23 protein-coding genes and 1 pseudogene are annotated in these 17,993 nt (G+C 41.5%); 1 reads left to right on the forward strand and 23 read right to left on the reverse strand.

Translation table 11 applies throughout. The features are described from left to right. Position 1: 1 nt before the first annotated feature. The 22 genes and pseudogenes from ACL02P_RS11460 to ACL02P_RS11565 form a co-directional block, all read right to left on the reverse strand. Complete coding sequence (locus tag ACL02P_RS11460; RefSeq protein WP_412837277.1) at positions 2-898, reverse strand: DUF6744 family protein; 897 nt, start codon at positions 896-898, stop codon at positions 2-4. 89 nt (positions 899-987) lie between these two features. Beyond that, on the reverse strand, positions 988-1,428 hold the full coding sequence (locus ACL02P_RS11465; protein ID WP_412837278.1) for a hypothetical protein: 441 nt from the start codon (positions 1,426-1,428) through the stop codon (positions 988-990). 920 nt (positions 1,429-2,348) lie between these two features. Further along, positions 2,349-3,350, reverse strand: a complete 1,002-nt coding sequence (locus ACL02P_RS11470) for an ATP-binding domain-containing protein (RefSeq protein ID WP_412837279.1) — start codon at positions 3,348-3,350, stop codon at positions 2,349-2,351. A 25-nt stretch (positions 3,351-3,375) separates the two neighbouring features. After that, complete coding sequence (locus ACL02P_RS11475) at positions 3,376-4,992, reverse strand: hypothetical protein (RefSeq protein WP_412837280.1); 1,617 nt, start codon at positions 4,990-4,992, stop codon at positions 3,376-3,378. Between the two features lie 423 nt (positions 4,993-5,415). Next, the gene (locus ACL02P_RS11480; protein WP_412837281.1) at positions 5,416-5,628 is read right to left on the reverse strand and encodes a hypothetical protein; all 213 of its coding nucleotides are present in this window, start codon (positions 5,626-5,628) and stop codon (positions 5,416-5,418) included. A gap of 68 nt (positions 5,629-5,696) precedes the next feature. Continuing rightward, positions 5,697-5,957, reverse strand: coding sequence for a stage V sporulation protein S (locus ACL02P_RS11485; RefSeq protein ID WP_412837282.1), 261 nt, complete (start codon positions 5,955-5,957; stop codon positions 5,697-5,699). A 29-nt stretch (positions 5,958-5,986) separates the two neighbouring features. Continuing rightward, entirely contained in the window at positions 5,987-6,151 is a 165-nt protein-coding gene (locus ACL02P_RS11490) for a hypothetical protein (RefSeq protein ID WP_157273513.1), read from the reverse strand. Beyond that, entirely contained in the window at positions 6,148-6,636 is a 489-nt protein-coding gene (locus ACL02P_RS11495; RefSeq protein WP_009226417.1) for a JAB domain-containing protein, read from the reverse strand. Before ACL02P_RS11495 ends, ACL02P_RS11490 begins: the two co-directional genes overlap by 4 nt. A gap of 136 nt (positions 6,637-6,772) precedes the next feature. Further along, positions 6,773-7,132: a hypothetical protein gene (locus ACL02P_RS11500; RefSeq protein WP_412837283.1), complete on the reverse strand. Its 360-nt coding sequence runs from the start codon at positions 7,130-7,132 to the stop codon at positions 6,773-6,775. Between the two features lie 102 nt (positions 7,133-7,234). After that, positions 7,235-7,624, reverse strand: a complete 390-nt coding sequence (locus tag ACL02P_RS11505; protein WP_412837284.1) for a type II toxin-antitoxin system PemK/MazF family toxin — start codon at positions 7,622-7,624, stop codon at positions 7,235-7,237. Beyond that, entirely contained in the window at positions 7,566-7,718 is a 153-nt protein-coding gene (locus ACL02P_RS11510; protein WP_009225497.1) for a hypothetical protein, read from the reverse strand. Before ACL02P_RS11510 ends, ACL02P_RS11505 begins: the two co-directional genes overlap by 59 nt. A 74-nt stretch (positions 7,719-7,792) precedes the next feature. Next, positions 7,793-8,674: a hypothetical protein gene (locus ACL02P_RS11515; RefSeq protein WP_144870475.1), complete on the reverse strand. Its 882-nt coding sequence runs from the start codon at positions 8,672-8,674 to the stop codon at positions 7,793-7,795. A gap of 18 nt (positions 8,675-8,692) precedes the next feature. Continuing rightward, positions 8,693-9,373, reverse strand: coding sequence for a PD-(D/E)XK nuclease family protein (locus tag ACL02P_RS11520; RefSeq protein WP_412837285.1), 681 nt, complete (start codon positions 9,371-9,373; stop codon positions 8,693-8,695). Continuing rightward, positions 9,373-9,801: a single-stranded DNA-binding protein gene (ssb, locus tag ACL02P_RS11525; RefSeq protein WP_089550014.1), complete on the reverse strand. Its 429-nt coding sequence runs from the start codon at positions 9,799-9,801 to the stop codon at positions 9,373-9,375. Before ssb ends, ACL02P_RS11520 begins: the two co-directional genes overlap by 1 nt. Next, positions 9,798-10,280, reverse strand: a complete 483-nt coding sequence (locus tag ACL02P_RS11530) for a hypothetical protein (protein WP_229520986.1) — start codon at positions 10,278-10,280, stop codon at positions 9,798-9,800. Before ACL02P_RS11530 ends, ssb begins: the two co-directional genes overlap by 4 nt. 509 nt (positions 10,281-10,789) lie before the next feature. After that, positions 10,790-11,317 (reverse strand): hypothetical protein, encoded by a 528-nt coding sequence (locus ACL02P_RS11535; protein ID WP_412837286.1) that lies wholly within the window; start codon positions 11,315-11,317, stop codon positions 10,790-10,792. Then, a complete protein-coding gene (locus ACL02P_RS11540) occupies positions 11,304-11,702 on the reverse strand; it encodes a hypothetical protein (protein WP_412837287.1) in 399 nt (132 codons plus the stop codon). The genes ACL02P_RS11535 and ACL02P_RS11540 overlap by 14 nt, the downstream gene beginning before the upstream one ends. 112 nt (positions 11,703-11,814) lie before the next feature. Then, entirely contained in the window at positions 11,815-12,129 is a 315-nt protein-coding gene (locus tag ACL02P_RS11545) for a hypothetical protein (protein ID WP_036715201.1), read from the reverse strand. A gap of 357 nt (positions 12,130-12,486) precedes the next feature. Further along, positions 12,487-13,528: pseudogene (gene recA, locus ACL02P_RS11550) on the reverse strand (recombinase RecA). Between the two features lie 107 nt (positions 13,529-13,635). After that, positions 13,636-14,307, reverse strand: coding sequence for a hypothetical protein (locus ACL02P_RS11555; RefSeq protein ID WP_412837288.1), 672 nt, complete (start codon positions 14,305-14,307; stop codon positions 13,636-13,638). A 51-nt stretch (positions 14,308-14,358) separates the two neighbouring features. After that, a complete protein-coding gene (locus tag ACL02P_RS11560) occupies positions 14,359-15,177 on the reverse strand; it encodes a S1 RNA-binding domain-containing protein (protein WP_232730013.1) in 819 nt (272 codons plus the stop codon). Positions 15,178-15,254: 77 nt separating this feature from the next. Further along, positions 15,255-16,754 (reverse strand): type IV secretory system conjugative DNA transfer family protein, encoded by a 1,500-nt coding sequence (locus tag ACL02P_RS11565; protein ID WP_412837289.1) that lies wholly within the window; start codon positions 16,752-16,754, stop codon positions 15,255-15,257. Between the two features lie 75 nt (positions 16,755-16,829). Between ACL02P_RS11565 and ACL02P_RS11570 the strand changes: the two genes are divergently transcribed. Continuing rightward, positions 16,830-17,297 (forward strand): hypothetical protein, encoded by a 468-nt coding sequence (locus ACL02P_RS11570; protein WP_412837290.1) that lies wholly within the window; start codon positions 16,830-16,832, stop codon positions 17,295-17,297. A gap of 392 nt (positions 17,298-17,689) precedes the next feature. Here ACL02P_RS11570 and ACL02P_RS11575 read toward each other — a convergent pair. Continuing rightward, a partial coding sequence (locus ACL02P_RS11575; protein WP_412837291.1) for a transposase occupies positions 17,690-17,993 on the reverse strand: 304 nt, incomplete at its 5' end.

Consider the following 17,993-nt stretch of genomic DNA (forward strand, 5'->3'; position numbering starts at 1 on the left):
ATTACACGGCCATATTCACTAGCGCTTCACCCACTTTCATGCGAAGCGCCGACACCAGACGTTCCATTTCCTCCAGATCGCCGGTGGCAATTTCGCGATACTGCGCAAAATCGTTTGCCACCGACCGAGCGTTTTCTATCAACTCTTTCATCTGGCCTTTGGTCAGCTGTCTTTCCGTGCTTTCTTCGCATGCAGCGAGAGTGTCACGGAGATGATCTAACAGCTTGCGTGTCACCATGTTTTTCATATCCATGGTGTTCATTACAGGAACCTTCTCCGCTTCTCCTTTTTCAAGAGATGATACGAATTTGACCAATGCATCCAAGTTGCTCTCAAACTGTGCCGGTATGAAGTAAACACCACCTGATGGTCTAACCGGTGTAGGTGACATACTTTTTAAGACGTTGGTAATCAACGTACGTAGTGTAGTAGAACCATAATTGTTTCGATAAATTTCAAACTGCAACGCAGCATTATTAACTAGTTGCTGCGCCATTGATGAAATATAGCTGGTCTCTACTGTCTCCGTTTTTCGATCTAATACCAGCGCTCCTACGTCTGGAACATATTTTAATCTTCTACCTTTTGTATCCTTGGTTTCGCAAACTAGGTTTCGTTGTACGAAAGCGCTGGTAGAAGCCACCTCGCGGAACATATAGTTTTCATAAACTCCTGGTGACACTTCTCTTTTGAATTTTTCACTTGTGGCTCTTCTAAAGGCATCCGGGAGCCGGATATCCTTCGGCATCCAACCAGCCCCTAATCCGGAATCAACAAGCTTTTGTTTTAGGTCGTCCGGGGTAATCAGCATGTTGGATAGAGAATTCCAGGTTAAAAATCCAATCGCGTTGTCTTTACTGGATGGTACAGCAACTACATCCTTTAAAATGGCATTCATAAGAAAAACCTCCTCATTTTTAATAAAAAAAGACCAATTCCTAAAAGTAAGGAACCAGCCTTTGCTTAACATTTAAACTGGTTAACAGCCTACACCCGAAATACTTTCACATTTAAGTCAGAGATAATGAGGCTATTTTTCATCTGTTGAGTCAGACTAGCCATTTCGGTTACGAGTCGATTTCTTCCCGTATCTCGCTCCTTAATGTCTTCGATCATGTCTTTGGCGTAATTCATGATTTCCTGCACGCTTCTCCAGTATGATTGTCCTTTTAACCTCTCAACTTCTTGTATTGTGTCGTTTATCTCTTCCATGAGGTAAAATCGTTTTTCCTCTAACTGAAAAACAATATTGTCGCCAACAGTCAGTTCTTTATCTCGCAGCCCCCACACTTCTTCTGCAACATATGAGATAGCTTCTGAGAGCATCAGAATAAACTCATCCGCCTTTTTACGCCGATATTTTTCTTGTTGTATAAAAGAAGTGATCTCGGCTTGAATAGAATTCTCTTTTCTAAATAACTTGAACATGTTCATTCATCCTCTCTTTTTTTTTAATAAAAATAAAAAAGCCGATATTTGCATGAAAATCCATACAAAAATCGGCTTTTAGTAACAGTATCAAAATTTCTAAAGACGCACGCGAATGCGCAAAAGTAAAACTTTTATCAGAGCCTTTCGGTAGTCTTTCAATCCTTGTCTTCTGCAAACGGAAGTGACGGATCAAGTGAAATTGTCCTGCATTTTTCCTCTCTTCATATCTGGAATTTCCAAATAGAAGCTTACAGGGGAGGTAATAAAACTACTTGTCCTTTCGGGACGACAAGCTCTTGTCTCCAGCAAAATAGGGAGTACAGAGGTACATATAATTACAAAATTATTATAACATTCGCCCTTCATAAATACAATCATATGTTCGCTAAAAAGTCCGCTGAACTCAATAACAGTTATTACTTTTATAATGTATCACGCCTGATGATTAACCACTAAATGGTAGAAAAAGAGCCCGTAACTCGATAAAATGATTGTACCCCTACAAACGCAACCTAAAGGTGACAACGCCATGAAAAAGTCTATCACGATCCAGTTTACCCTTCAATCGATTTTGACAGCAGAAGAAGTCTCAGTCGTAGCTGAAACGGTGGATTACTATGAAAAGTCGCGAAAATTCACATTTACTCCTTACTTTCTGGCAACCACGACTGTCCTAATATTAGACAATACCTCATGTGCAGCTTTATCCCCTCTGCTCAGACATTTTTCGCATTGAACTCCTCTTCATGTACTAGGTCTACATTGTCGTGATGGAGGGCTCCATATTAATTAGGAGGCTGTGGAGGTAAAGGCTTGTAAGAAAGTAAAGAGGCAAAAAAACGCACCATCACATCCTTACTTTCTTGGAATAATGTAATCATATCTGACAACTCTTTATGCTAGAGTCCACTATATACTTACAATTTGGATGTTAGTAAAGCCACGTCTTTTACACTTGTTTTTTTCTCCAAACTAGTTAATATCTTGTTCTCTGTCTCAGGCGTCCAATATATTTTTAACCTATTTTTCGCACGGGTTATCGCGGTATAAAAGATATTATGTGAGATCATTTCTTCAATCTCATTTGTAATAACGACTTTGACTGAGTCATACTCTAACCCCTGTGCTTTATGAATTGAAACAGCATAAGCAACCTGAAATGGAATCACAGCCTCAGAGGATAAATCATCATCTTCGTCAGTATTTCTATACTTGTTGACATAAAATCGGATTACAGAATATCCATTTTCAGAGTTCTCCATCAATTCAAAATTAAATCCTTCTGCCTCTAACTGATTAATTGCTCTATCGAGTTCAATATCGAATTGTATTTTGTCATCAAAAACCACTATCCCTACTATTCTGCCCTTCAGATTATTATAAATTATAGGCGCAAACCTCTCTGACTCATTAAATAGAATTGGGTCATTAATTTTATAAGTTTGAATTCCCCATTGAATAGGAGGATTTGGGTTGCTTTGCTGCAAGAATCTATTAATATTGTTTATTCCATAAAGTCCGTCATAGTTAAGACATAATATTATTTCATCGTCTTCGAAATGTTCAAAGATTGATGCATCTAAAGAAACCGAATAATTATTTTTGGTAATATGCTCCAAAATATCTTCGTCTAAATTTCTTACTTTAGTCCATAAATCGAGCAGGTTGGAATTCTTACTTCGATAGGGTTCCTTTAATTCAAATACTGAGGAAGTTGGAAGAAATGATCGTGCAATGCTAAACCAATTTCCAAAAATTATTGACTCGATCTGAAAAACATCCCCAACCAAGACTAACAACGTAAACTTAGCCTTATTTAAAACCTTTAACATATCATCGTTACTAACCGTACTAGACTCATCAATAATCAACACATCATAATCAACTTCGATATTTTTATGAGATAGAAACTTAGCCACAGTTTTAAAGCTACTATTTGCAGCATTAACCTTTCGTCTTCAAATTATCTACTGCTGGATTAGTGTTAGCTAAATATAACTTGTTCATATGACCAAAAAAACTAGACAAATGACTTATTAAAGTAGATTTACCTGTTCCCGCAGAACCATAGATTAATGCTACCCTTGAGTTTTCAAACATTTGTTGTAATGCGGCCCTTTTTTCATCACAGTCAATCTGATAAGCAGATGAATTTAGCCAAGAGATAACTGAGTTCGAGTAGTTTTTAATGCCAGTTGAAGATAGTTTCTTGAGCCTATCAATGATTTGAAGCGTATCTTCTTCATACCCTTTTATATATATATTATTTTTATAGTTCTCTAATTTTCGATTTGCATGTTTATAATATAGTTTTTGGTTGTATAAATTCATTAACTCAGGAACCTTTTCAGAATTGGGAATTTCTTTCACAGAGGTGTATAATTGCCCTTTTATTTCTGTATTATTTTTTATATACCTTGCAAACAACTCATGTTCTCTGCCAGATGCGTCTATACAATCAAAAAGATCGTAAATTTTGGGATTGTGATTTACCAATGATGTGTTGAAGGGGATCTCATCAAAAGGGATACATTTATAATTAAGATTCAAGTTTGATAAATACTGACAAGTGGAAGAACTATACTGTTGCTTTAAAACTTTGTTGTTCATTCTATACAGTAGATATCTTATTACATTACTTCCTGGCCTATTCTCCTTTATTAGATTACGGCAATCGTCCAATACCCGAAAAATTAGTGGCTCAACTGTTAATTTTGCTCTTTCAATTATTTGATTTTTAATTAATTCATATGAATCATCATCGAGTTCTACAAAATCTACTAAATTTGACTTGCTAACGGTTAAAGACCTCATTAACTCTCGATATCCGCTAGAGTTTTCGCTAAATTTATAAGGGAATCCCATTATCCTCCCTAAATTAGTGAACTCACATGGTCGAATAGATACTTCCCAAGCATCAATAATAAAGATAGGCATCTCCTTGCCCAAAATATTAATTGTATCATTTCTAACAGAAAGCCTCACAGAATAATTGGGGAGTAAGTCAGCATTTGTGAAGGCGATAATTCTCTCATGCTTGCTACTTTTATCATTAGCTATTGTAAATGTTACTTCATAGTACACTCTGTGCTCAACGAAGATGGGCTTAACTTTCTGAATATAATATCGATCATTGTAAGAGTTTCTAGTGCTACTTGAACTTGGCTGAATTATCCTTTCGGTAATTTTCTCATAATATTCTTTAAGATTAGGATCGATACGAATAGGGAATTGATCTATATTCTCAAGCACCTCAATATCGAACGTTGTCTTGATAAATTCCTTCATTTTCAATAAAAACTCATAATACTTCAACATTAGTCTCTCTGAATTTTCTTCATCCAAAGTATAGTGAGAGGCTGTTATTTGAAGCAACTTATGGAACTTAGTTAAAAACTTTAAGTTGCCTTTTGTACTGACATAAGTATTTGCCTTTTTGATATTATCATATGTAATTTCAATATCTTTCCCGTTACTATATGCTAATAATGAAGTATATTCAACGAAATTCCGAAGTTGGGAAAAGTATGTTCTGTGATAAAAAACCTCTATTTCTACCATCAAACATGTTAATGTTTTTGCAAATAACTTTACTAACTGTCAAAATTTCAATTCGAATTCTATCCATTACCTTCTCCTCCATATAGAAATCAATATGACTATGATACATATATTCGCTAAAACCATTGGATCACCTCCAAATTTTTCTCAAACAAATATTATTCTATATCTTGACACGATTTTCTAAGCTCTACCTACTGATCTCTGATCTTGGTCGGCTGAACAAGCCGATTAACTGCACAGGGAGGATAATAATTCCTTGTGCAGTAGGGCTTTGATTAAAAAAAGAGTGTTTTAAGCCACCTATTTGACCAGCGACAATTCTCCACGATTTACTGAAGTATATCAATCCACGTACCCGCAAAGGGTACGACCTATAATGGAAAGAATTCTTTGAATAGATAGGAATTTCAATCCACGCACCTATGTAAGGTGCGACAGGTGGATGTGAATTGAGCGGATAGCTTTAGATTTAGCCACATCCGCTCCTGTACCCCCACCGGCGAAAACTTCAACAAAGCGCTTTGTCTGATAATAATCCAACAAATCGGCGATTAAATGTCCTGAGCAGTTTCCTCGAGATTCGCTGCTTCCATACGGACCACGGTTAGGGTAAGAAACAATACTGCTGTTCATTCTCCATTCCCCTCTCATGTGAAAAAAGCAGCTCTCCAATTCCAGGGAAAACTGCTTTCATCTTTGAATTATCTATTCTCTACGACTATTTTCATTCCAGCGACTTTCTCACCCTTCGAATCTGAAACCATAAAAGATGGAGTACAAACCATGTCCACATTATGCACAATTGATTTCTGAGCAATAGCTACAGCTTTCACAGCCTTACTGATGGCGTTATCTCCTACGGCTTGCAGTTCGATCACGCCACACTTGAGAATTACATTAGCGATTCGCTGGGCTGCGTCAACTGGATTGGCATGAGCAGAAATTTTGCAAATACTAATCATTATGCCAAACACCTTCTCCCTGAATTTCATTAGCTATTAGAAGCATTCATAACCGCCTTTCCTTCCTTGCGCAAAGTTTTCACCGTAACTGTACTCAAAACTTCAGGAGGGGCAGCAAGCAACAACGCAGCTACCCACCGTTCCTTACCATCCCTCTTCAAAAGCTCAGTTAAAAAGCGATCCTTGGCTGTCATATCATGCCCTGCTCCTTTAAAGAAACATATCCTTCCGTTCCGATAACAACATGATCCAGGACATCGATGCCAATTATTTCACCAGCTTGTATTAGTCTTTCGGTCAATTTCTTATCTTCAGAACTAGGAGCAGGATCACCTGAAGGGTGATTATGCACACAAATAATGGATGCAGCTCCTTTAATGATTGCAGGTTTAAAGACTTCACGAGGATGCACGATTGCAGAATTTAACGTACCGATAGAGATAACCTCTTTAGACAAAATTCGGTTCTTTGTATTTAAAATAAGGATCATAAAATGTTCCTTATCTAATCCAACTAAATCGGTAGCCACAGCCTGAAAAACATCGGCTGGTGTATGGATATAGTGATCTTTCTCCCCCTCCATTACTTTTCGAATCAGTTCAAGCAACTTCTCAGCCTGTTTGCGTCTTCTAGGTGGCAAAGCATTTAACTGAGATTCCATCACCATAAAATCTTTCATTTTTACTCCTTCCCGTTTACCCCGAGCCGCCTTACGGCGGTGTCGGAAATAAACACCGCCGTTTAACGCCGGGCGAGAGGCGAAATTATTTATAACTATCTCGAACCATAATTTACTCTGAGAACTAAAGATGCAATTAGACTTTTCTCGAATCGAAACGCTTCGTTTCTTTCAGCGTGCCATATTGAGACAACGCAGCTTCTTCCCAACCGAGCTTCTTAATGGAAGTAGCCGGAAGACTCAGGAACTCCCAAGCATTCTTTCCCTCTGCTGTAATCGCTACGGCCAGTTCCTTCAAACTATCGGCTCCAAACTGCCAAGAAGTCGAAATGCTGTATCCCCAAACTTTGTCTCCTGCATGAAGCGGCCCATTATCATCAACATAAGCCTTTAAATTTTCTTTCATTTTCTTCAGCGCTGCTTCAGTACGTTCTATTTCCAGTGCTAACTCGATTGCTTTTTCCTCTGTCAACTTCTCAATTACTCCTGTAGTCATTTAATACACTCTCCTCATTTTTGGCCTGCTTAATAAAATAAAAAGAAAAAAAGACGAACAAATTCCCCGAAGGAAATCGTTCGTCTTTTTTAAATTATACAGTCAAACAAACATTGAACTTGCTACATGCAATACACTTTCTAAATCAGTGGATTGCAATGTACCTATCTTCACTTTTAAAAATGTCTTATGAAAAGAAGTTAGCTTAGAAACACGAATACACGAAGCGCGATCCAAGCCAGCGTCTTCCCAATAATCTATAACAACATCATAATCATTTCGAGGACGCGCACTGGTGATCGGCGCTAAAATAATAACATCGTCCGATTCATTTAGCATATCGTTTGAAATGATAACTACAGGTCTCATTTTATATTGAGTTGGATCTTCATAGTACGAAAACTTAGCCACCCAAATATCTCCACGACAATACCTAGTCCCGATACTTCTCGTCATAAACATCGTCCTCAGTATTTTCAAACCACCACTCATAGCCTGGTCCTAATACAGTGACATCTTTCGGAATAGGTGCACTTTTCTTAGCAACGTTGCCCGTGTTCTCCACTGACTTTTCCTCCTTGTTCATGACGATCCTCCTTCCGCTCGGTATTGTTAAGCTCATTGTAACCAAACGGAAGGAGAACATCAATGTATCAGTAATTAAATGTGGCAATCCACTACGACCAGATAGTGGTTAGGATTAGAGGATTTAATAAACGTTTCATAGTATGACTTGTTGAAATTGCGCGCTTCTTCTGGCGTTTCAGAACCCATACCAAACCATCCCATATCCCCTTTGGCATGCCACTCTCCATCCGGTGTAATCACCGCGTAGGTTGAAAAACTCAACATTTCACGAATATAAGATTGCTTATCTCCGTATCTTTCAAAGATATATTCCGGACGGTAAAGGCTTTTTCCAGCCAGCATTTCTTCCCAAGCTTTAGTTGCCTCAGCCACCATAATTTCGAATTTTGGTGCAAGAGATGCTGGTACTTGATACCCCTCAACCTCTACGGTGAGGCCCTCATGATCGGTTTGCTCAATAAAGAAGATATCCTTAATTTGAGCAGCATCCGCTCGTTCTCCCGACTTCAGCAAAAGTGAACCTGACCATCTGCCACCAATGGAATACCAGTCCCATTTAGCATTAGGATTCTCCCAGTAACCGTACTTTCCTGTTTCTTCATCACGTGATGTGTATCCTCCGTATTCGACCATGAAATCATCAAAAGAAGGATACACTTCCGTATGCCGAATTTGAACTCGTTTTAAGTGATCAGGTACTTCATATCCGATTACACTGCCACTTGGAGTTACTTTTCTGAATACCTTATCATATGGCGATACAATACGCCCGTCTTCTAATTGAATTCGTACTGAAGACTCATTTTCATAAATCTTGCGGTACTCTTCTTCAACATCATAAAATTCTAGGTACTCTTTCGGACAATCTCCCATGTTGTTTTCTTGATAAGGAGCCAACAAATCCTCAACTTTGTCCAATGACTCTGTAATCACCGCAACTGTAAAATGACTCATTTATGTCATCCTTTCAACTTAATTTTTCGATTTTTGATAACACTCCATCACAAACGGACAATGCTTACAATGGCCGCCTGGTGTAGGTGGAAACAAAGAAGAAGCCATATCCGGGAATGATTCCAGACAAGACTTCTTCATTTCAATCTCTTCCGCCAAACCATGCGCCCATTTTCTAGCTTCATTCGCGTCAGACTCGTTATATACAAACGATTCTGCTTTCCTGAAGCGTAGAAAGTACAATGTCCCCTTGACTTGCCGAAGTCCTCTTCTTTTCATAATTGCCCAAGCATACAATGCAAGCTGCCTTGTATCATTTGCTCGGTACAGTCGCCAATTCGATTTCCAATCCCAAAATCGTTCTTCTTCCAGAAGATCAATGTAGCCTTGAAATTGAATGCTATCTCCAAGTGGAAGTACAAAATGAACTTCCGTTTGTCCCCTGACTTCCGGAGCACGCTGCACCAATGAAGCAATCTCTTCATAAGTCACTTCGGGATGAAAATCTGATTCAATAATTGCCTCTATAATGGCTTCATGCTCAGATACTCCATTGATCTTTAGCTCAATCGCTTTATGAACTGCTTTTCCAAGAGCTAGTGGTTTGGTAACTGGCTCTTTTTTACCTAAAATGTACTTTTGGTAAAATCGATAAGGGCAAGTTTCATAAAGCGAGAGCCGGGAATAAGAGTACAGCATTAGAATGGCAAATCTTCATCAGAGATGTTCCATCCATCTCCGGCTGAATTGGTCCCTTGATTATTTGTCGAATTTTGACGATCGCCGGTTTGAGAAGTCCCGTTAGATGTGTTAGTAAGGAATTGAACATACTGTCCAACTACCTCCGTTACATATACACGGCGCCCTTCATTGTTCTCATAGTTGCGAACCTGAATTCGTCCTGTAACTGCAACCTGGTGGCCTTTCTTCACATAGTTAGCTACATTTTCAGCGACTGCCTTCCAGACCACAATAGGAATGAAGTCCGCTTCTCGTTCTCCATTTTGATTCGTAAAGGGACGATCTACAGCCAATGTGAATTGTGCCACTGCTACACCAGAAGGTGTATAACGTAACTCAGGGTCCTTTGTCAGTCTTCCGATTAATACTGCTTGGTTCAAGCTCATTTTTTATCCTCCGTCTTCATGCCTGCCCTTTCAGGCTCAGGACTTACAGATTTAAAATTGCAAACAAATCTTTCCGCGTCTTCCGTCCACCTAGGACGTACTGAACATGAATAAATTTGGAGCACATCGTCCAATAAGGGAGCTTCAATTTCTTTCTCGCGTTGTCGGATACGCTCAATGTACTTTTGATATTTAAAGTTCTTTATCCCGATGATCAGCCAGAGATAAGCACCTTGCCGTTCTGTTTCCAGAAACTCATTCCACTGCTCCCAAAGAAGATCCATAGAACGCATGTAATAGGCAAAATCTCTTTCTCTCATCAGCTTCCAATTAGGCTCTTTGCCTCCTGTGTGTTGCCTCAATAACTTTCGTTGATTTCGGCTGAGTCGTTCAGCTGGATGCACAATTTTCCGCTTACGATATCTCTGCCGCACCTGTTCTTCCGGAACTCCCTCCAAAAGAGAAATAAAGCGAAGCACTCCCCCACTCTCCCCACAAAACCAGCATTTGAATACCTGGTCTTTGGTGTTAAGAGAAAGGTAGTATCTTCGCTTTTTTCCCGGTTTAGAATCCTCATGGCAAAATGGACATTTACAGAGAACTTCCTCCCTCGATTGTGAGGAAGGCTTAATAATGAGTCCGTTCTGGTCTGCAACGTCCAGAATGTCAGGAAGCATGGTCGATCACTGCCCTTAATTGTTCTTCTTGGCTGGGAGGAAGTTGTATCTGCTCCCACTCCGACGAAAGAACAATTTTGCGCGTAACCGTGTGAATCTGCTTTTTAGGTTCCCACCACTGCCAACGCTCGTAAACTTCCGCAGCCATTTGAACATGCTTGCATTGCTTGTGTCCGAAATGACATGCAGGGCAGTCATGCGTAATAATCAAATCGTTGTAATGAGGCTCCACTTTCACGAGATACACGCCATTTTGCTTACTGGATGGAACGCACAGATTAGTGCCTTCCCATCCGTAAAGGTTGTCAGACTCATGCAGCTTCACCCACTAACTGAATCGATTTCACAATTTTGAATCCATTGCTCATTTCAAAATCAAGTTTAAATTGCATGTTATTTGAAATCGCATTGACCTGATCAAGCGTTTCAGCTGTATTGGCAAGCACAATGGATTCTTCACCCGTCCCTACATTGACTACTTTCAACTTGGCGAATGTTACTCCGCCCGGAGAGGTTCCTGTTGCCATATCCAGCATCTTGTATACTTCTCCCGAGTTCTTTGGATTCGAGTTTGAAGGCTTTCCACCCGAATTGTTTTTCTTACCTTTACTTTCAGTAGTCTTAGGATCAGAACTGGATGCAGTGCTATCAGAAGACAGCTTTTTCGGAACTTGATTATTCGTTTGAGCAAGCTCACCCACTTCAATCCGTTCTGCACCTTCAATGGTTTCAATCTCACTTTCGTCCATCATTCCAAGGCCGGATAGTGACAGCGTTACCCGACGCTTCGCTTTTGTTTCGGCTTTCATAATGGCATTGGCAAGTTCATCTGCTGTCAACGGGAGAATCTTTCCTGTAGGGACTTTGCATCGTACGCATCTCGTCCCAGATCTTCTCCTCTTTCATTAAGGAAACAGCACCTATGGATTCATCAGCACGACCGTCTTGAGTCGTTCCACGAGCTGTCACACAGTAAACATCACCAATGCGTTCACGGCTGGTTATTGTGATACTGATTTTGTGAATTTTACGAAGCTGATCCGTAGCATCGCGCTTAGCATAAAGCACTAGCTTTCCATCCAGTTTCAGATAATCAAACGGCTTGGTGAGGGGATTAAGTCCAACGCTCTCACAAACTTTCGTGTAGTAGATCAAACGTTCCTCGGGTTTCAATGAAGAAAGATCACCTTGAACTACTACCTTTTCCATAATCGACAAGTCCATTTTTTAACCTCCACCCGTCATTTGACGTCTGTGCTATTTATACCCGCACAGAAAGGTAAAATAAAAAAACGTCCTTTCTCTTTGAGAGAAATAACGTTCATTCACATTTTTATTATTCAAGCGTATAGGTCTTCACAAGCTCATCCAGATCAGTCCAGATTTGTCGAAGCCTCACCTTGAGCATTCCTTCTGATTCAATGCAGGCATCATCCAATAGCGAAAGAGCCTCCTCAAGCATCCCCCTTACTCGTTCAAAAGCTTCTGCTTCTTCCTGAATAAGACTTTGCTCTAAAGGGCTATGCTTATTTCTGGATTTCTCCCACATTAGCTTGAGCTTAGTCCACTCACTCTCATTGGGAAGAACCGGGTTATAATGTGAAACTGATGAATCTTGACGTTTGTCCTTTTTGAACCAGTGTTTAAACATGCTTCGATCACCCTTTCATTTTTTTGAAAATAAAAAAGCCGATTTCTGCACGGACGAATCCATGCAAAAATCGGCTTTAATTCATTATCAATACTTTAAATTACACATGCGGGTGCGGTTTAACCTTTATCAGAGCCTTTCGGTACTCTTCTTCCCTTGTTCTCAGCACAGGAGATTTCGGGGGGTAATGACTTTATCCTACTTTAATCCTCAGCTATAAAGCTTTGTAGGGGAGGTACAGCACTTATCGCCTATACAGGCAACTCTTGTCTCCGGCAAACGGGAGTGTAGAGGTAAAGATAATTACAGGAATATTATAGCATTGTGATTATAAAAGTGCAATCATACGTTCTCATTTTATCCGGCTGCAAATTCCCGATCTTCCGCTTCTTCCAGTACCGGTTTCAGCTCTACCTCAGATCCGCGGATCTCACTGTCGATTTTGAAAGCTACCTCCGGATGTTCCTTTAAGAACTGCTTAGCATTCTCCCTGCCTTGCCCTAAACGATCACCGGCATAAGAAAACCACGAACCTGATTTTTCAACTACATTCAGTTCAACTCCGAGATCAAGAAGGGTTGCTTCTTTCGAAATGCCTTCACCATACATCATATCAACCTCAACCTGCTTAAACGGTGGTGCAACCTTATTCTTAACGACCTTAATACGTGTCCGGCTTCCCACCATCTCATTACCTAATTTGATCGTCTCCATACGACGTACATCAAGACGAACCGATGAATAGAATTTCAATGCACGGCCCCCAGGAGTTACTTCCGGACTTCCAAACGATACACCGACTTTCTCCCGGAGTTGATTAATAAAGATAGCTATCGTCTTGGATTTGCTAAGCGAACCGGATAATTTTCGCATCGCTTGAGACATGAGTCGGGCTTGAAGTCCTACATGAGAATCCCCCATCTCTCCCTCGATCTCTGCTTTAGGAACAAGGGCCGCTACGGAATCAACAACCAAAATTTCTACCGCTCCGGTTCGTACCAAGGCATCTGCTATTTCAAGCGCCTGTTCACCGGTATCGGGCTGGGACAACAGTAATTCATCAATGTTAACGCCTATATTCTTCGCGTAAAGTGGATCAAGTGCATGTTCGGCGTCAACTGAAAGCAGCTTGTCCTCCTAACTTCTGTACTTCAGCAATCGCGTGTAGTGCCACTGTTGTTTTACCGGAGGATTCTGGACCATAAACCTCAATAATTCGCCCTCTTGGAAAACCTCCTACACCTAAAGCTATATCAAGAGCAAGATTGCCGCTCGAAACGGTTTCAACTTGGACATGAGCTGCCTCCCCTAATTTCATGACAGCCCCTCTCCCATAAGACTTCTCAATTTCCTTCAAAGCCTTTTCTAGTGCCGCCTGTCTGTTTTCTTGATTGTCCATAGTCTAAAACTCCTTCCTATAATACGAATGTATGTTCTGTTTTATAGGAACAATTTACCACACATATGTTCGTATTTCAATAGGAAAGGAGATTTTTCCCAAGACATTTACTTAATTACCCATTCTCCCTTGATCTGCCTGTAGAAACGATAATCTTGTTTCAGGTCAGTGTCCAGTAGTAACTTCGCTTCCTTCAAAAGTTCATTCAACGGCATAACCGCTTCAAGAGATTCTGAGATTACAATAATGGGATACGATGAGTGCCGTAATGAAGCAGGCAAGTAACTGGTATCTCCACGGATCACCAATACATTTCTGGATTCCGCTCCAATCTCAACCCTGCCCGTAAAGGGATAAGGAGCGGCATGAATTTGAAACGCTTTTTGTTTATCCCGCATGGCGCAGCAAAACTGAAAAAACACTAAATGGGACAAAATCTGTTCCATTGTCCATGTTCTCCAGAATTCATGTGACCATTCCAGGTTGAGTAATTGCGCTGTTCGTGGGCCAATCGTATAGATTGGGATCGTGTTCTTGTTCTTGAGAAGCAGGTGCTGAATCAGCTTCTTCTCAGCTAACATGCGCCGGACTTGATGTCGTTTCCACTGGAATAGACGCCCCATTTGAACACTTCCCATGCAGCCAATCAAACCAAGCGATCTGAGACCGTCTGCTTCGGTAGCAGCTCGTAATGGAGCATATCCCGGTACAAGCTCCTCCGGAAATGAAGCAGGTTTAAACGTCCATTCATGTGTAATCGAGAAGGGTGATGTTTTCATACAAAGCTCCTTTCTAAAACTAAGTGAGGAAAGAGGCGAGAATCGCCCCTTTCACTTTTTGGGAATAATCCGCCCATAAATCCGCTCTTGCTTTGGATCAACCCCGCGGACCCGAATATAGACTGTGTCGCCCCGCTTCACTTTTCCAAACCGGATATGCGGAACCAGAGCATCGACTCCGCGCTCAAGATTAACGAAAATGCCGTACTCCATTACACCGGATACCTTACCTTTGTAGGTTCCTTTGGATACATATCGTTTTACGCAATCCGGCCATGGACTTTTCTCTGTTGCCTTCTTGCTAACCTTCACGATTTTATTTTCTTTATCCAGTTCTACCACCTTTACTTTGAGGTGATCCCCGGCGGTAACTTCTTCACGAAGATCATCTACCCATCCATAACCATATTCCTGAACCGGCAGCTCCGTTGTAATACCGCCAATATCCAGCATCAATACCTTGGGAGTAACATTACGTACTACCGCTGTAATTACCGCATCTTGCTCCAGCCATTTCCACGTCAAACCTTCCATATGTTCCAGGGCTGCTTGACGGGATGCGATGAAGGTATCTCCATCACGATCATAGCTCAGGATTTTAAAGGCAACTGGTTCTCCAAGTAAACGCCGAAATTCATGGGCATCCTTCGTACCAGAGAAATCCTGTGGGATATATCCTCTGACTCCACCGACTAATACCACGCCACACAGCTTGTTAAGCTTTGGCTCAAGACCAATTAGTTCAGCTTGCAATACAAGATCATTCTGCCGGGCACTATAAATCTGTGCCCAGCCTTCATCATAGCTGCTCTGCTCCAACTTTTCCTCGTTATAACCTTCAATCAACACTTTCTTTAACTCTTCACTCATGTTCATTACCTCCATAAATTTGTTTTTGGATGTTTTTGGATATTTGAAAAACCTCAACACAATTAGCGCTGAGGTTCTTACTCAAATGGATCTTCTTCTGTGTTTGTCGTTGTGTGATCGAAATCATCTTCGTCTACATACGGTTCATCTTGGATAGGGTCAGATATAAATTTCAAACGAGAAGTAAAAGTTTCTTGATTAGGCTGCGCATCGAATGCCACATTTCCATGTTCAAGTTTAGCGCCCCTGCTCTTGATTACGGCACCAAATCCTCTCCACCATCGCCGCTTTACTTCCCATTCCCGCCGCTCTTTCCAGTCCCTCGGAACAAATGAACCTTTGCCTATTTTCGGCGGTAAAGGTGTGCCATCGTCCAGCAGCTTCGCCACGTAATGGAATTTGGGTAGTCCATCCATCATCTGCGTGTAAAAAATACGGTCTTCTTCCTTTTCCGTGTCCCGGTAGTTCTCCGGCAAAAAGTTAGGGAGTAATAATTGCTGTTTAAATGTGCTTTGACGCATTATGATTTGTTTTTTCCCAAATTCCCGACTAAATTCAACAGCATCTTGATAAGATAGCCCGCCAAAAGCGATTTTGTTTCGGCAACTCGTCATAATGGATTGCTTCATGGCCTTAGCGTTGATCTTGCCAGATTCGACTTCTAGCTGCCCCAAAGACTGGATAGCAAATATTCCGGCTGTTCGATACTCCGCTGCAATGGATAAGAACAACTCCACATCGGGATTAATATATCGGGAATACTCATCCACGATCATAAAATGCGGTACGCGCGTGCGCTCTGTGCCCGGCCTGCGGAATGTTCCGCTCTGCAAATGCATAACGACGAACTGACCAAAGGCATCCCCGGCTTTCCGCAATTTACCCATGGCCGTATTTACGGCTAATACACCGCCAGAAGCAAAATGCTTGTCCATGTCGAAATCGGATTGTCCAGTCAAGATTGGCTCCAGATGCCGGTTAGACGTTAAGTTCTCAAGCTGGGCGCGAAGCCCGATAACAAACTGCTGATATTTTTCCTTCTGTGCCCCAAGCAGTTCCGATTGGAAAAACTGAACCAGATCGGATTCACCCTCTTTAAAACGAAGTTCCTGTACCTTATCCTCCAGCATTCGTTGATCTCGCATCGTTCGGAGTACATCGCCCAGGTTAACATCATCCAAGTAAAGACGTTTTAAAAGCTTGGTAATATTCCGTCCGGCAAGCTCCTGCACTGTAGCAAAAAATGCTTCCTGTTTCCCGAACATAGATTTAAGGACAGTAACCGTAGCTTCTGCTACGTCGTCCTCGTCGCCTTTCATCACCGGAAACCGCGCGCTATGAGTTATTGTGGGATCAACATGGACACAGGGCATATCCATTGCATCACACATTTCTGCTACCATTGCCGCAACATCACCTTTAGGCTCCACAACAGAAAGTCCGAGTGGAACCCCCTTCTTCTTCAGAAGCAGCAACTGATAAATCATGGGCTTGAGTAAAGTGGCTGTCTTTCCACAGCGGGTAGGGCCAACAACAAGCATATGCGTGAACATATCACTGCCTCCCCATTGAATCATGCTCTCACCTTCCTTTCTATTGATTAATTTATTCAATAATTGTGGTATAATAGATTGCAAAGGGGGGTGATTTCCTTGCTTTGCACGATGAAGATCAAACTGTTGACGGATAGTGAACAACATCGAAAGTTATTGGACACCATGAAACGATTCAATGAAGCGTGTAACTACATCAGCAAAGTTTCTTTTGAATCCAAAACGTTCGGTAAAATTGGTATCCAAAAGCTTTGTTATTACGACGTCCGCGAGCGCTTCGGTCTGTCGGCGCAGTTGGTTGTCCGCTCTATCGGAAAGGTTGCAGAAAGTTACAAAACTGAACGCAAGTCCGTCCATGCCTTCCGCGAATTTGGGGCCGTCGTGTATGACCAGCGTATTCTGTCCTTCAAAGGGCTGGAGTACGCATCTATACTTACACTTGAAGGACGCATTGACGTCCCTATGATTATTAGCGCCTACCACAAAGGCGTATTGCAGGGCCGCAGGGTTCGCGGGCAAGCCGACTTGATTTTACAAGACGGATCATTTTATCTCCTCCCACTATAAATTAATGTTTTCTTTCATTTGCTTACGATTTCTTAGATTTTCAACTTCGACGTTTTCGAGAGATGGAGATATTATGTTTATATGACATATTTTTCTGGTGGAGCCGATGGCAGGAATAGAGTTTGGAACCCATTTTCCAATCTATGGATAACATCGGTATGTTCGCACCTTGGATATCCACACCATTCCCTTGACGGCTTACCCTCCCATGTCACACTGGGTCATAGCCCTCACATTCCTTCGTCCTGCCTCTCAAGGGGTGGACGCCGCTTCTTGCTCCTTTACTGGGTCGTTGCCCTTATGGAATAATTCCTTGCGGCTGCTCCGTGCTTCTGTTGTCGTTGTTTATAACCTATTCGTCGTATGCAAACGCTGAAAGTTTGAATCTCGTTTTACGCTGCCATCCGAAGCTGAGACTGGCGTACCGGCCCCAGAACATCCATAGGGTTGTAGCACATTTGTTTTGTCCCCAATGTGAATAAGACTCGAATGAGTTTTCCACACAGGGCTACAATGGACTGTTTCTTCTTTAACGGATTGTTTGTGCGTGTCGTGTAATATTGATGTAATGCCTTAAACTCCGCGTTTTTTGCCACCATCGGCATGACAGCCCGGAACAGCAACGCCCGTAGCCGGGATCGTCCACGTTTGGTGATCGTGGACTTGCCCTTCTTCTTGCCGGAGCTGTTTTCCTTC

The organism is Paenibacillus sp. MB22_1, assembly GCF_047200555.1.
In the GTDB taxonomy this organism is placed as follows: domain Bacteria; phylum Bacillota; class Bacilli; order Paenibacillales; family Paenibacillaceae; genus Fontibacillus; species Fontibacillus phoenicis.